Consider the following 15,055-nt stretch of genomic DNA (forward strand, 5'->3'; position numbering starts at 1 on the left):
CTTCCACGATCAACCCGCTGCGGGGTCGGCTACGCGGAGCGACTGGGGAGCCATCGAGCGGGAATTGGCCCGCTCCCGATGGAGCCTCACGATGTCGAACGATCTTTCCCTCGCCCAAGACGCCGCTTTCCAGCTTGCCCGCACCCTGATGGTCCCCGTCACGCTTTTCCGCTCCGGCGACGAGTTCGGCGTCCTCCCGTCCGACGAGCTCGACGGCGACGATGTCATCATCCTCTTCGAGTATGATCCCTATGCAGGCGGGCGGCCGGTTCATTGAACCGGCCTTCGCCGCGGCCCTTCACCCGCGGCCGGCTCCGGCCCACGAAAGCCGCCCAGGCCAACCCGCCCGGTCGGCAAGACCGTCGAATTTGCGCTGCCGCTGGCGCCATGCCGGCCGCAAGGGAGGCTGCGCCGCGCCGGATATCCCGCATGACGGATCGTTGGTCAGCGCGCCCTTGCGGCCGGCCGGCTTCGCGGCCGGTGGGGTTGGTGCCGCACATGCGGGAAAAGGAAGGCAACCGAAGAAAGGGCTGGACAATGCCTGCGTGGCGGGTTCGGCGTAGACACGATGGAGAAGAGGGACATCGAAGCGCTGCGAGAAAGGATCCCTTGCGCAGCGGTATTGGAAAGGGGCGGCTTCGCCGTCGACCTCAAGGAGAGCACGCGCAAGGCGGTGAAGTACCGGCGCGGCGCCAGCGAGATCGTCATCGTCATTCATGGCGGACGCGGCTGGTTCGATCCTCTGTCCGACGCGAAGGGCGACGTCTTCTCGCTCGCGGTCCATCTCGGTGCTGGCGACTTCGCCGAGGCGCTGAAGCAGGTCGGTGAGCTGGTGGGCTTCATCCCCACGCAACTGGAATGGAGGCGTCCAGCGCGGCAGTTGCTGGCGTCGACGGTCGCGAACCGCTGGACTTGGCGGTTGCCGCCGCGACCGGGTTCGTCCGCGTGGCGGTATCTCACGCAAGCTCGTGCCATTCCCGATCATGTCATCGAGCGCGCCGTCGGCGCCGATCGCCTGCGCGAGGGGCCACATGGCAGCATGTGGGCCGCCCATACCAACGACGCTGGGGCGGTCGTCGGCTGGGAGGAGCGCGGGCCGGAATGGCGCGGCTTTGCTTCCGGCGGAGCGAAGCGTCTGTTTCGCTTCGGTCCGGTGGAAGCGCGTCGGGTCTGCGTCACCGAGGCGGCCATCGATGCCCTGAGCCTCGCCGCCATCGAGGTCGTTCGGCCGGACACCCTCTATGTGAGCACAGGTGGCGGCTGGTCTCCCGCGACCGACAGCGCCATCCGCGCCCTTGCAGGGCGGCGTGGCAGCACCCTCGTGGCCGCCACTGATCACAACCGGCAGGGCGAGGCCTTTGCCGGGCGCCTGCGTGCCCTCGCGCAGGAGGCCGGCGCCGCCTTTGCCCGTGCGCAGCCGAGGGGTGACGACTGGAACGAGGACCTCGCGGTGCTCATGCGGCGCTGGGCGAGCGAGCCGGTCGCGGCGACAGGGTGAAGCTCGCATCCGCGGCGAGCAGAATGAGGAGGAAAGGGAGGGGAACGAACGAGAGGAACGGCGCTGCCGCATGCTCGCCGGCCGCGTCAAGGGTGAAGCTTCGCCCGGCTGCGCCGGCCCTTGACCCGGCCGGACTACGATGCGGCCGTGGAAGGGGGTCCTGAAGGGCTGAAGATGATGGCGATCCAAGAGGATGAGCCGCGCTCCCGCCCGACGAGGCTGAAGGAGCCCCGCCATGACCCTCTCCGCCCCCATCCGCAAGGTGTTCCAAGGCGTCGCCGACCGGCGCCAGATGTTTCGCATGTTCGACCGTCACGCGCAGCGACCTGGCCGATGGGAGAACGATGACAGCGCGCTCTATTGCGGCGAATGGTTCGAGATCGGCGAAGCCGAGCACAACTACATGTTCGACGTTCTGCCGCCGCTGTGGATGCGCGGGGACATCTTCGCGATGCGCGAGTTCCTGACCGGCAGCATCACCAGCGTCTTCTTCGCGCTGACGATTGACGGCCGGCCACGGTATTTCCACGGCTATTGCGACGTGTCGGATCGGCGCTCGCCTGAGGTGCTGCGCGCCGCGATTGTAGAACGTGAGGCGAGGCCGGTGAGGGCGATGACCCGCGCGGAACGCCTCGAGCACATCTGGAGCGTGACGAACGACGACTATCGCGGCTATGCCGACGGGCGGTTCCCCCACGCCTTGCGTGGCGAGCGCATCGTCATCGTCTATGGCGCGGATCGCTGCCGCGACTTCAAGCTGCTCGACCATCTCACCAACACGCAGATCGCCGCCAAGCTGCCGGTTCATCTGCGCTACCTGCCCGACACGATCGCCGCGTAGGTGCCGCCATGTTCACCTTCTCCATGACGGCAGTCCACAGCATCATCACACGCGGACGCATCGACGCCTTCCTCAATGGCGGCTTCCGCAACCCGAACTATGGCCTTGCTCCCGGCAAGGACGAGCAGCCCGGCCTGTGGCTGGTCGGCGATGAGGGCGTCTACCTCCTCTCGAACGGCAAGCTCGCCGAGGGCCAACGCCCACTGGTCGTTTATGCCGAGGAATGCGATCCGAAGACCAACCCCGACTACTGGCACTACAAGCGCCAGCATTTCGGCGCGGATGACGGCATCGATTTTCTCGATGCGGCCGCGCTTGCCAGACTGTTCGCCGCCTCACCGGGCGCCACGCACCTGAGAATCGCGACGACCGACACCAGCCTGGTGCTCACCCCGATCCGACGCTGACCCGGTGGGCCGCCAAGGCCCGCCCTCTCCCGACAATCCAGCGCTTTCGACCCGGCCCTCCGGCGGGGTCGATGGCGCGCGCCCTCATCACAGGAGACCGCCGCCATGGCGCACGACGATCCCTTCACCCTCGACCTCTTCGGCAACACCGCCCTCTCCTCCAGCCTCGGGCTTGGCGTCACCGCCTTCGCCGGCAACCTCAATGTCGACCAGGACGATGAGCCCGACCCGACGCCTCCGAGTGCCGGCCCAGCTGCGCGGGCGCCGGCCGCCCTCCCCGTGGCGCGCGGTGAGAATTTCCACCTCACCGGCGGCCGCGGCCTCGCGCGGGGCTGGACGAAGCGGGCCCGCGACAACATCGCCGCCATCCGCCTGGCCATGGAGATCGAGGCCAACGACCGGCCGGCTACCGTCGAGGAGCAGGGCCGGCTCATCCGCTTCATCGGCTTCGGCGGCGGCGACCTCGCCAATGGCGTGTTCCGGCGGCCCGGCGAGACGGGTTTCGCAAAGGGCTGGGAAGAGATCGGCGCCGAGCTGCAGGATGTCGTGTCGGAGAGCGATTACGCCTCCCTCGCACGCTGCACGCAATATGCCCACTTCACGCCTGAGGCGATCATCCGGGCGATCTGGGCCGGGCTCGCGCGTCTCGGCTGGCGTGGCGGCCGCGTCCTCGAGCCGGGCATCGGCACGGGCCTGTTCGCGGCTCTCATGCCGGAACCCGTCCGGGGCAGCGCGCACATCACCGGCATCGAGCTCGACCCGGTCACCGCCCGCATCGCGCGGCTCCTGCATCCGCGCGCCCGGATCGTCACCGGCGACTTCGCGCGCACCGAGCTGCCGGCGAATTTCGACCTGGCGATCGGCAATCCGCCGTTCTCCGACCGCACGGTCCGATCGGACCGCGCCTATCGTTCGCTCGGGCTGCGGCTGCACGACTATTTTCTCGTGCGCGCGATCGAGCTCCTGAAGCCCGGCGCACTTGCCGCCTTCGTCACCTCGCACGGAACGCTGGACAAGGCGGATCGAACCGCGCGCGAGCGCATTGCGTTGTCGGCCGATCTCCTTGCTGCCATCCGCCTGCCGGGCGGCAGCTTCCGGCCCGATGCCGGCACGGACGTTGTCGTGGACATCCTGTTTTTCCGCAAGCGGAAGGCGGGTGAGCCCGAGGGCGACCGGACCTGGCTCGAACTGGAGGAGGTTCGGTCCGCCACGGGCGACGAAGGGGCGATCCTAGTCAATCGCTGGCTCGCGCGCCATCCGGCCTGCGTACTCGGAACCCATGCCCTGTCCTCGGGCCCGTTCGGCGAGACCTACACCTGCCTGCCGCAGCCGGGCTTCGACCTCGATGCGGCGCTGGGACCGGCGATCCTCTCACTTCCCACAGCCGTCTATGATGGAGAGCCCCAGCCGGTCAGCCTCGACGACGAGGAGAGCCCGGCCCCGATCATTGATCGCCCTGAGGGGCCCCGCGTCCGCGAGGGCAGCTACTTCTTCGACGGCCGCCACGGCCTGATGCAGCTCGTCGACGGCGGGGCCGTGTCGATCAGGACCCGCAAGGGGCGCAGCTCGGAGGGCATTCCCGACAAGCCCGCCCGGATCATCCGCAAGCTGATCCCGATCCGCGATGCCGTGCGCGAGGTGCTCAAATGCCAGGAGCAGGACCGGCCCTGGAAAGACGCTCAGGTCCGGCTTCGCATTGCCTGGTCCAGCTTCGTGCGCGATTTCGGGCCGATCAACCACACCGTCGTGTCGGTCGTGGAAGACGAGACGACCGGCGAAGTGCGCGAGAGCCATCGCAGGCCGAATCTCCAACCCTTCCTGGACGACCCCGATTGCTGGCTGGTCGCATCGATCGAGGATTACGACCTCGACACGGACACGGCCAAGCCCGGCCCGCTCTTCAGCGAGCGTGTCATCGCGCCCCCTGCCCCGCCTGCCATCACCTGCGCCGCCGATGCCCTCATCGTGGTGTTGAACGAACGTGGCCGGGTCGATCTCGATCACATCGCGGAGCTGGTCCATCGGGACGTGCCCGAAGTGATCGACGAGCTCGGTGAGGCAATTTTCCGGGACCCGGCCGACGGATCATGGCAGACCGCCGACGCCTATCTCTCCGGTCCGGTTCGCGACAAGCTGAAGGCGGCCGAGGCCGCCGCGGCGCTGGATCCGGCGTTCGCGCGCAACGTTCGCGCGCTCGTCGCCGTGCAGCCGGCCGATCTCGCGCCCTCCGACATCACCGCCCGTTTCGGTGCGCCGTGGATCCCCGCCTCCGACGTCGTCGCCTTCGTCAAGGAGATGATGGGCGCGGATATCCGCATCCATCATATGCCGGAGCTCGCATCCTGGACGGTCGAGGCACGCCAGCTCGCCTACATGGCGGCCGGCACGTCCGAATGGGGCACCGATCGCCGCCATGCCGGCCAACTCCTCGACGACGCCCTGAATTCCTGCGTCCCGCAGATCTTCGACACGATCAAGGACGGCACGAGCGAGCGGCGGGTGCTCAATGTCGTGGACACCGAGGCGGCGAAGGAAAAGCTCGCCAAGATCAAGACCGCCTTCCAGGCCTGGATCTGGTCCGATCCCGACCGCACCGACCGGCTGGCGCGGATCTACAACGACCGCTTCAACAACATCGCGCCGCGTGCCTTCGACGGCTCGCATCTGAAGCTGCCTGGCACGTCCGGCGCCTTCGTGCTCTACGAGCACCAGAAGCGCGGCATCTGGCGCATCGTTGCTGCCGGGTCGACCTACCTCGCCCATGCCGTCGGCGCCGGCAAGACGATGACCATGGCCGCAAGCGTGATGGAGCAGCGCCGGCTCGGACTCATCGCCAAGGCGATGATGGTCGTGCCCGGGCATTGCCTGGCGCAGGCGGCGCGGGAATTCCTCGCCCTCTACCCGAACGCCCGCATCCTGGTCGCCGACGAGACCAACTTCACGAAAGACAAGCGCCATCGCTTCTTGGCGCGCGCCGCGACCGCGACCTGGGACGCGATCATCATCACGCACTCAGCTTTCCGTTTCATCGATGTCCCCTCGGCGTTCGAGAGCCAAATGATTCACGACGAGCTGGAGCTCTATGAGACCCTGCTGACCAAGGTCGACAGCGAGGACCGCGTCTCGCGCAAGCGCCTCGAGCGGCTCAAGGAGGGGCTGAAGGAACGTCTCGAAGCGCTCTCGACCCGCAAGGACGACCTGCTCACGATCTCGGAGATCGGCGTCGATCAGATCATCGTCGACGAGGCGCAGGAGTTCAGGAAGCTCTCCTTCGCGACCAATATGAGCACGCTGAAGGGCGTCGATCCGAATGGCTCGCAGCGCGCCTGGGACCTCTATGTGAAGTCTCGTTTTGTCGAGACGAGGAACCCGGGACGAGCCCTCGTCCTCGCTTCAGGAACGCCGATAACAAACACGCTCGGCGAGATGTTCTCGGTGCAGCGCCTGATGGGCCACGCGGCCCTGGCGGAGCGTGGGCTGCACGAGTTCGACGCCTGGGCCTCGACCTTCGGCGACACCACGACCGAGCTCGAACTGCAGCCCAACGGCAAGTACAAGCCGGTCTCGCGCTTTGCGAGCTTCGTCAATGTCCCGGAGCTCATCGCGATGTTCCGATCCTTCGCGGATGTCGTGATGCCTGAAGATCTGCGGCGCACCGTCAAGGTGCCGGCGATCGCGACGGGAAAGCGCCAGATCCTCACCGCCAAGCCTTCACCAGCCTTCAGGCGCTACCAGGTCCTGCTCGACGAGCGCATCAAGGCGATCGAGATGCGGGACCGGCCGGCTGAGCCGGGCGACGACATCCTGCTTTCCGTGATCACCGACGGCCGCCACGCGGCGATCGACCTCCGGCTCGTCGATCCCGACAACGACAACGAGCCGGAGAACAAGCTCAACCTGCTGATCGGAACTGCCGTGCGGATCTGGCACGAGACTGCCGCAAACGCCTATGTCCAGCCGGACGGCAAGCCCTTCGAGCTCGCCGGCGCGGCGCAGATGATCTTCTCCGATCTGGGGACCCTTTCGGTGGAGAGGACGCGCGGCTTCTCGGCCTACCGGTGGATCCGCGACGAGCTCGTGCGCCGCGGCGTGCCGGCGGCCGAGATCGCCTTCATGCAGGACTACAAGAAGTCCGAGGCCAAGCAGCGTCTGTTCGCGGACGTGCGGGCCGGCAGGGTGCGCTTCCTGGTCGGCTCCTCAGACACCATGGGAACGGGCGTCAACGCGCAGCTCCGGCTGAAAGCGCTGCATCATCTCGACGTGCCCTGGCTCCCGTCCCAGATTGAACAGCGCGAAGGTCGCATCGTGCGGCAAGGCAACCAGCACGATGAAGTGGACATTTACGCCTACGCTACCGAGGGCTCGCTCGACGCCACGATGTGGCAGAACAATGAGCGCAAGGCGCGCTTCATCGCGGCGGCGCTATCCGGCGACACCTCGATCCGCCGGCTGGAAGACCTCGGCGAAGGCCAGGCCAACCAGTTCGCCATGGCGAAGGCAATTGCCAGCGGCGACCAGCGCCTGATGCAGAAGGCGGGACTTGAGGCGGACATCGCACGCCTCGAACGGCTTCGCGCCGCTCACCAGGACGATCAGTTCGCGATCCGCCGGCAGGTGCGCGAGGCGGAGCGCGATATCGAATATGCGGAGCGCCGTATCGGTGAGATCGGCAAGGACATCGCCCGCCTCGTACCGACAACGGCGGAGGCGTTCGAAGCGATCGTCGACGGCAAGGCGTATGTCGAGCGCAAGCTCGCTGGCCGCGCGCTGATGAAGGAGATCCTGACGCTGGTGCAGCTCCAGCAGGAGGGGGAGAGCGTCATCGCGTCGATCGGAGGATTCGACCTCGAATACGGGGGAGAGCGCTTCGGCCGGGACGGCTATCGCTATGCCACCACGCTTCTGCGGACGGGTGCCAGCTACGAGATCGAGCTGCCGGTCACGGTGACGCCGCTCGGCGCCATCGCACGCCTCGAGCACGCCCTTGCCGGGTTTGACGATGAGCTGGCCCGCTATCGGCAACGGCTCGACGAGGCGCGGCGGCGTCTCGTGTCCTATCGATCGCGCGAAGGTGGCGACTTCGCCTTCGCCGGTGATCTGGCGGAGAAACGTCGGCAGCTCGGGGAGGTCGAGCGATTGCTTGCGAGCGAGGCGCTCGACGTCGATGGCCGCGCCATCGCAGCGTAGGCGGCAACCAGCGAGCGCGCCGGACGTCCTTCTGGACGCCGGCGCGTCTTGCTGTCGCTTTCCGCAATGCACCGGAGCCGTCTTAGCGCGACAGACGCTTTTCGTCGTCGATGAGGGTGAGACGTGCCGGCGGACCGTCGCTCCATCGCAACAGCACAAGGTTCAGATCCTCGGCCGTTGCGCCAGCGGCGAAGCTGGGAACGAGCAGGCCGTTGTAGCCGGCGCCAGCCAGGCGTCGGGCAAAGGCCTGCGTTCTTGCCTCTCCTTTCGCCCTCATCTGATCGCGCCAGGTTGTGTCCGCGATGCTCGCAGCGTCCATTCCCTCCGCGGCGAGCGCTGCCAGGTCGCGGCAGTCGACAATGCTGTCGATCTCCGCCTCGTAGGAGACCAGTGTCGTCGGCTGCAGGTTTCCTACCTGGTTGGCTTCACGCAGTGCCGTCATGACGGACAAGGAGGTATAGAGGGCCGGCATTCCCTTCGGATTGAACCGGCCGCCATAGAGTTCGGCTCCGCGGCCCGATAGCGGCTCGCGTGCATAAATCGGGTTCAGTGCCCGGAAGAGCTTGCCGTCATAGCGCATGCGGACGTTCAGGCGTGGACGCCAGCGTCGACAGCGTCGATATAGTCGAGCACATCGTCGGCCCGGCCACTGCGCACAAGTTGCATCGCCGTCTGGCCAGAAAATCCCGGCAACGGCTCGGAGCGATACCACGCATAGGCCATCAGCGCGGTGCCGAAGCGCGGCTCGACCTTGTTGATCACTTCGATCATCTCGCGCAGGCGGCGCTGCGTCTTGTCCGAACGGATCCGGTCCCTGCGCTGGATCGCATCCTTACCCAGCCCGGCCGTACGAGCGATCTCTTCGCTTGTCGTGCGGAAGGCCTCCGCGATCCGGCGCGGGGCAAAAATGCCGTCATCTGCGTATTGGGCAAGGCCCATGGCTCAGATCCTCATGTCTCTATGCCAATAATATTGACGCAATATAGCGTCAGAAGGGGCGGAGTTCAAGAAGGGGAAGAGGGGGGCAAGTCCTGCTCGCAGACCGGCCGAACCGGCACCGCTGACGCTCAAGCGCGGCGCTGCGCGATCCCGGCCCGTCGTCCTTCGCAGGGCTGAATGCCCTGCTCGTTCGGCCGGGCAGGGATGCTCGCCCGCATTTGTGCCGGCCCGTCCGCTCCGCGGGCCGGGGGGTGTCTTCGGAAAGAAGACGGAAAAGGACCGGCGAGAGAGCCGCGTCCGCACCCCCGAAATGGAGCAGTCCCATGCATCTCATGAAGGTCGATCCGCGCGCGCTGAAGGAGAATCCCGACCGTTCGCGCCAGACCAAGTCCACGCCGCAGGCGGACGCCCTGCTGCTGGCGACGATCAAGGCCGTCGGCATCGTGCAGCCCCCCGTGGTCGCGCCGCAGACCGATGGCGGCAACGGCTACATCATCGATCGCGGCCACCGACGCGTAAAGCAGGCCATCGCCGCCGGCCTCGAAGAGATCGAGGTCCTCGTCGACGAGGCGGCCAACGACAATGGCGCGATGCGCTCCATGGTGGAGAACATCGCGCGCGAGCAGCTCAATCCGGTCGACCAGTGGCGCGCGATCGAGCGCCTCGTCGCGCTCGGCTGGACCGAGGAGGCGATCGGTGTCGCGCTGGCCTTGCCGGTTCGCCAGATCAAGAAGCTGCGCCTGCTGGCAAACGTCCTGCCGGCGATGCTCGACCACATGGCGAAGGGCGATATGCCCAACGAAAAGCAGCTGCGCACCATTGCGGCGGCCTCGCTCGAGGAGCAGCGCGAGGTCTGGAAGAAGCACAAGCCGTCCAAGGCCGATCCGCAGGTCGCCTGGTACAGCGTGACGAACGGCCTGGAAAAGACCCGGATGTTCGCGAAGGATGCGAGCTTCGACGACGAGCTCGCCAAGGCCTACGGCATCGCCTGGGTCGAGGACCTGTTCGCCTCGGCCGACGAGGACAGCCGCTACACCACCGATGTAGAGGCCTTTCTCGGCGCCCAGCAGGAGTGGATGTCGAACCACCTGCCGAAGCGCGGTGTCATCGTCGAGGCCGACACCTGGGGACGCGCGAAGCTGCCTCCCAAGGCTGAGCGCGTCTATGGCAAGCCCGGCAAGTCGGACCACACCGCGATGTTCGTCGATCGCGAGGGCAAGGTGCAGACGGTCCACTACCGCCTGCCCGAGCCGAAGAAGGCCAAGGGCAAGGCCGGGCCGGCGGGTGGCGCTGCTGGTGACGACGCCATCGTGGCTACGAAGCCGCGCCCGGACGTGACCCGCAAGGGCGTCGAGATGGTGGGCGACTTCCGGACCGATGCGCTGCATGAGGCGCTCGCCCGGGCGCCGATCGAGGACGACACGCTTCTGGCGCTGCTCGTCCTGGCGTTCGCCGGCCGAAACATCTCCATCGCGTCCGGTGCTGGGGGTGACGTCTATGGCTACGCCCGGATGGATCGTCATGCCGCACGGCTGGTCGGCAGTGAGGGCAAGCTCGAGTTCGACCGCGAGACCTTGCAGCAGGCGGCCCGCGGCGTCCTTATCGATGTGCTGTCATGCCGGGAGAACCGCACCGACTCCGGCATCGTCGCACGGCTCGCCGGCGACGCCATCGGCGCCGACGGCTTCCTTCCGAACATGGGCACGGACGAATTCCTCTCGTGCCTGTCCCGCGCTGCGCTCGAAGCCTCGTGCAGGGACACCAATGTCCTGCCGCGCCAGAAGGTGAAGGACACCCGCGCCGCTCTCGTCGAACACTTCAAGGAGGAGCGGTTCGTTCATCCGTCGGCGCTGTTCGCGCCCGACACGGCGAAGCTCGCGAGCTGGCTGGTGAAGCACGAGGCGACCGAGGACGACGATTTCGACGAGGGGTCGGGCGAGCCGGACAGCACCGAGCCGGCCGAGACACCCGACGACGAGGCCTACGGCGTCGCGGCCGAATAGGCGGCACTCACTTCCCCGTTGCGAACCCTATCCCGCCGCCGGCACCGCCGGCGGCGCTTTCGTTTCCACGCCTGCGCAACCACGGAGGACATCATGTCCGCGCACACGATCTACGACAACGCGCCGATCGGCTCCCTCGTCGCCTGGTCCGACGGAACGCTGCGCCCGCCCGAGCGCTTCAGCAGGAAGCTGTCCGCCTGGCAAACCCACAACAGCACGGGCCGCCTGATCCAGAAACAGGGGGAACGCGGGATCGCCGGCGTCGGCCTGTCTGCCAGCTTTACCCTGCACGAGGCGGACTATGGTGCTGGCGGCGTCATCGCCATCCGCGTCCACCGAACCTTCTCGCTGGGTTCGAAGCTGCACTTCGCGATCCTCGAACGCCCGGCCATCGGTTCGGTCCGAGTCTTCGACCGCGCCGGCGTCGGCGCCGAGCTCGTCCATCTCGCCGCGCACCGGCAGGCCGCCGACGAATGGCTCTCCCGTCATGGCTATCCGCGCGCCGTGCTCGAGGAGGTCACCGCCGACGAGGTCGGCGCCGACGTCGTCGAGGGGAGGATCGTCGCATGACCATGCTCGAATCTCCCAACGACGTTGCGGGTGCCACCACCGGATTTCCGGAGGTGGCGTTCGGCCGCAGCGCCGACGGCTTTGCCGTCGCCAGCGTGGCCGACACCGCGTTCGCCATGCTGCCCTCGCGCGACGGGCGCCACTATCTTGCGAGCGCCTGGCGCATCGGCCGTCCCATGGAGCAGTGGACGCGCGCCGATTTCTACGGTCATTCCGGTGAGCTCGCCGATGAGGCGGCCTTTCGCGCGAAGGTCATGGAGAACGCCGAGCATCAGCGCGAGAAGCGCGCCCTCGGCCGCCGCGAGATCCGCGCGACTGCCAGCACGCCCTGGGGACCGTCGCAGGGCGCGACCCTCTATGCCGAGGATGTCGTCTTCCATTCCACGGCCGGCCATGGTGGCATCCACCTCTCGGCGACGCGCAACCGCGTGGTCCACCCCATGCTGCGCGCCGAGGGAGGCTGGTACGAGGAAGATGAAGCATGGGCGATCGTCGCCATCACCTTCCCGCATTTGTTCACCGCCTTCGAGCGGCGCTGCGCCGAGCGAACGATCAAGGACAGCTGGCCCGAGGCATGGGAGAAGATCTTCGGGACCATTCTCGCCCCCGGAGAATCCCGCGAGAAGGATCGCCGGGCGTTCGAGCAACAGCATGCCGGCGACTGGATCGTGACCTCGGCGATCACCTCCAGCCGCGAGAAAGGTTTCGTCGAAGTCGTTGCCGCGAGAGGCGGCCAGCGCGGCCCCGGCGCCGAGGAGCGTCGGTTCCTCGTTCCGTCCGAGGAATACAACAGCGGCCCCTTCGGCTTCGTCGTCGATGAGGCGCGGCATCATGGCTATGACGATCCGTCGAGCTTTCTCCCGCGGCGGGGGAGGACGGCGCGATGACCGCTTTTTCCGACCCAGCCGTGCGGCTGTACCGCATGGAGGAGGCGCGTCGGCAGATCCAGAAACAGCTCGAAATGATCGACCGGCAGATCACCCGCCACATGACGGCGATGATCTCTCAGCTCAAGCCGAAGCGAACCGTCTTTAGACGCGGCGATGGCCTCGACCCGGGCGGTTTCCTCGAGCGCTATCGCTCGCATCTTGCCGCCATCACGGCCGAGCGGCAGCCGGAGATCGACGCACTATCACGAAAGCTGGCGCGGCAGGACCGTGCGATCGAGGCCATGCGAGCGCGATGTTCTCCCCCGCACGATCATGCGGCCTAGTCGCTTGTATCTCGACGTGGCGATTGAGCGCGGTCGGCCATCTCAAGGATGCCATGTCATTGGGGCGCAGCTTCGGCTCGTGCATTCCACGGGTGGTCTGCGGCATTGGTTCGATTTCGGCTCAGGTGCTGCGGGATCGACAGGCTGAGTTCCGGGGCGGCGCGGCATGACCGTGGACGTATCCATCGGCACCCAACGATGGCGGCGCCAACCCTGCCGACCTCCCCTCGGGTTTGGCGCGGTCTAAACCGGCTGGCGATCGCCTCAAGGCCGCTGGCGCGCCGCGTTGCGGCCGGGACCGCCGCGCTCGGCAGGGATGGCTCGCGTCCTGCGCAGGGCTCACGCCCCGCTTGGCCGCAAACCGCCCCCGCTCGCTTTGGCGGCCCCGGACCCTGAGGCGCCCGCCGGGCGCCGGTTCTTTTTGACCGCACCCGAGGGAAGGACGGCAGGGCCGATCCGGGGCCTCGGGATAGCCGAAAGGAACAGTCCATGGCCAAGCCAGTTCACTCCGCCCGACAGAACGCCCGCGTCGTTCCGCTCCGCAAAGGCACCACGCTCGAAATGGTCCGACTCGCCTGTCCCGACGCCACCCAGGCCCTGCGGATCTCCGAGAGCTTCGGGCTCCCACTCCTCGACAGCGACGGCATCCGCGAGATCCATGAGCGCTTCATCATCGAGACGTCGGCAAGCCTCAGCGAGGGACTCGGTGAACGGGCGATGCAGATCCATCTCCAGCGCATCGTCGGTTCCTATGTCGGATCCGCCCATGGTGCCGGGCAGTTCTACTCCCGCGCGGTGACCGAAGCCCGTGACGCAACGGCAAAGGCGGCCAACGATAGCCGCGACGAGGATCTCGACGGCCCGGTCGGGTTCGAATCCGCCGCACAGCGCAAGCGCGAGTTCGCGGCCGACACGGGGCTTCAAGCGCACGCCCTTCGAATGGCGGCCGAAGGCGCCGTCGCCGCCTACAAGCACGTCGTCGGCGAGACCTGGAAGCCCTTCGAACGCCCGCTCGACAATCCCGGCGCATCCGTCGACCGTAAGGCGGCGGAACTGCAGATGTCCGCCTTTGGCTGAGCCACAGTGGCGGGGCCTCGGCCCCGCCACTCCTCCGCAGTCGGGTCATTCGTCACCAGGGCCGGTCTCCTGCAGGAGACGGCTCTTTTTTGCTGGCGGCACGGGTGCGTCAGGAAGGGCGAGGATGCGGCCCCGCGCCCCGTCCCGGCTGCAGGCCCTGCCGGGGGCGGACCAGCGCGCAACGGCTTTGCCGTCCTCCACTGGCGTTGCGGCCCTGCGGGTGCGCGCCCGCTCCTGCTGCCCCGGCCTGGGACCTCCGTGACGGGTCGCGATGCTCGCGACCTCTACCATGGAGGAGCAGGGAAATGAGAGGCAAGGAAGAGAAGCCGCGCGTCGACGTCTACGCGCGCGTCACCGAGAAGCTGGTCGCGGAATTGGAGAGAGGCGTCCGGCCGTGGATGCAGCCGTGGACCGCGGCCAATGCCGCCGGCCGGGTGACGAGACCGCTGAGGCACAACGGCCAGCCCTATAGCGGCATGAATGTGCTGCTGCTCTGGTCGGAGGCGACGGCTCGTGGCTTCGCATCGCCGACCTGGATGACCTTCAAGCAGGCGATCGAACTCGGCGGCGCTGTCCGCAAAGGCGAGACCGGCTCGATGGTCGTCTTCGCAAGCCGCTTCACCAAGCCCGATGTCGATGCTGCCGGTGAAGAGTTCGATCGGGAGATTCCGTTCCTGCGGGCCTATACCGTCTTCAATGTGGCGCAAATCGACGGTCTGCCGGATCGCTTTCATGTCGCCGCGGCGCCTGTCCGTGATCCGGTCGAGCGGATCGAGCGAGCCGACCGCTTCTTTGCCAACACGCGGGCGATGATCCGCCACGGCGGCGACAAGGCCTATTATGCGCCGGCGAGCGATCACATCCAGATGCCGCCCTTCGCGACCTTCCGCGATGCAGCGTCCTATGTAGCCGTCCTCAGCCATGAAGCCACGCACTGGACAGCGGCGTTGCATCGCGTCAATCGCGACCTCGGCCGTTACGGCAAGGACAACACAGAGCGTGCGCGCGAGGAGCTCATCGCCGAGCTCGGAAGCTGCTTCCTCTGCGCCGATCTCGGCATTGTCCCGGAGTTGGAGCCACGCCCCGACCACGCCAGCTACCTCGCCTCATGGCTGAAGGTTCTCTCGGACGACAAGCGGGCAATCTTCGCGGCTGCGGCCCACGCGCAGCGCGCCGTCGCCTATCTGCATAGCCTGCAGCCGGCCTCCGCCGAAGATCGGGAGGCCGCGTGATGCTGCATGCTCCGACGAGCGGTCAAAAAAGGCGTCGATCGCTCCCCCCATGAGCTGCGTGTGCGGGCGGCTCTCGTTGCTAGTTGCT

At 67.2% G+C, this 15,055-nt stretch carries 13 protein-coding genes; 11 read left to right on the forward strand and 2 right to left on the reverse strand.

Annotated elements, in window-relative coordinates; genetic code table 11:
- The first annotated feature begins 91 nt into the window (after window positions 1–91).
- The 5 genes from ACO2RV_RS20370 (at window position 92) to ACO2RV_RS20390 (ending at window position 7,933) form a co-directional block, all read left to right on the forward strand.
- Window positions 92–277: a hypothetical protein gene (locus ACO2RV_RS20370; RefSeq protein WP_423296078.1), complete on the forward strand. Its 186-nt coding sequence runs from the start codon at window positions 92–94 to the stop codon at window positions 275–277.
- A gap of 291 nt (window positions 278–568) precedes the next feature.
- Complete coding sequence (locus ACO2RV_RS20375) at window positions 569–1,498, forward strand: DUF3991 and toprim domain-containing protein (RefSeq protein ID WP_423296079.1); 930 nt, start codon at window positions 569–571, stop codon at window positions 1,496–1,498.
- Between the two features lie 235 nt (window positions 1,499–1,733).
- Complete coding sequence (locus ACO2RV_RS20380) at window positions 1,734–2,339, forward strand: DUF1419 domain-containing protein (protein WP_423296080.1); 606 nt, start codon at window positions 1,734–1,736, stop codon at window positions 2,337–2,339.
- A gap of 8 nt (window positions 2,340–2,347) precedes the next feature.
- Complete coding sequence (locus tag ACO2RV_RS20385; protein ID WP_423296081.1) at window positions 2,348–2,746, forward strand: DUF3085 domain-containing protein; 399 nt, start codon at window positions 2,348–2,350, stop codon at window positions 2,744–2,746.
- Window positions 2,747–2,851: 105 nt separating this feature from the next.
- A complete protein-coding gene (locus ACO2RV_RS20390; RefSeq protein WP_423296082.1) occupies window positions 2,852–7,933 on the forward strand; it encodes an N-6 DNA methylase in 5,082 nt (1,693 codons plus the stop codon).
- Window positions 7,934–8,015: 82 nt separating this feature from the next.
- On the opposite strand, the gene ACO2RV_RS20395 is transcribed toward ACO2RV_RS20390, so the two are convergent.
- Window positions 8,016–8,513, reverse strand: a complete 498-nt coding sequence (locus ACO2RV_RS20395) for an RES family NAD+ phosphorylase (RefSeq protein WP_423296083.1) — start codon at window positions 8,511–8,513, stop codon at window positions 8,016–8,018.
- Between the two features lie 8 nt (window positions 8,514–8,521).
- Complete coding sequence (locus ACO2RV_RS20400; protein WP_423296084.1) at window positions 8,522–8,872, reverse strand: MbcA/ParS/Xre antitoxin family protein; 351 nt, start codon at window positions 8,870–8,872, stop codon at window positions 8,522–8,524.
- Window positions 8,873–9,195: 323 nt separating this feature from the next.
- Between ACO2RV_RS20400 and ACO2RV_RS20405 the strand changes: the two genes are divergently transcribed.
- From ACO2RV_RS20405 to ACO2RV_RS20430, 6 genes are all read left to right on the forward strand, one after another.
- On the forward strand, window positions 9,196–10,875 hold the full coding sequence (locus ACO2RV_RS20405) for a ParB/RepB/Spo0J family partition protein (protein ID WP_423296085.1): 1,680 nt from the start codon (window positions 9,196–9,198) through the stop codon (window positions 10,873–10,875).
- A gap of 93 nt (window positions 10,876–10,968) precedes the next feature.
- Window positions 10,969–11,445 carry a hypothetical protein gene (locus ACO2RV_RS20410; RefSeq protein ID WP_423296086.1) on the forward strand — a complete coding sequence of 159 codons (477 nt, stop codon included), beginning with the start codon at window positions 10,969–10,971 and terminating at the stop codon, window positions 11,443–11,445.
- A complete protein-coding gene (locus ACO2RV_RS20415) occupies window positions 11,442–12,332 on the forward strand; it encodes a DUF7007 domain-containing protein (RefSeq protein WP_423296087.1) in 891 nt (296 codons plus the stop codon). The genes ACO2RV_RS20410 and ACO2RV_RS20415 overlap by 4 nt, the downstream gene beginning before the upstream one ends.
- Complete coding sequence (locus ACO2RV_RS20420) at window positions 12,329–12,658, forward strand: hypothetical protein (protein WP_423296088.1); 330 nt, start codon at window positions 12,329–12,331, stop codon at window positions 12,656–12,658. Before ACO2RV_RS20415 ends, ACO2RV_RS20420 begins: the two co-directional genes overlap by 4 nt.
- Window positions 12,659–13,147: 489 nt before the next feature.
- Window positions 13,148–13,735 carry a hypothetical protein gene (locus ACO2RV_RS20425; protein WP_423296089.1) on the forward strand — a complete coding sequence of 196 codons (588 nt, stop codon included), beginning with the start codon at window positions 13,148–13,150 and terminating at the stop codon, window positions 13,733–13,735.
- A gap of 305 nt (window positions 13,736–14,040) precedes the next feature.
- On the forward strand, window positions 14,041–14,967 hold the full coding sequence (locus ACO2RV_RS20430; protein ID WP_423296090.1) for an ArdC family protein: 927 nt from the start codon (window positions 14,041–14,043) through the stop codon (window positions 14,965–14,967).
- Window positions 14,968–15,055 lie beyond the last annotated feature (88 nt).

Origin of the sequence: Ancylobacter sp. VNQ12, from assembly GCF_049445835.1 — a bacterium.
Taxonomy (GTDB): domain Bacteria; phylum Pseudomonadota; class Alphaproteobacteria; order Rhizobiales; family Xanthobacteraceae; genus Ancylobacter.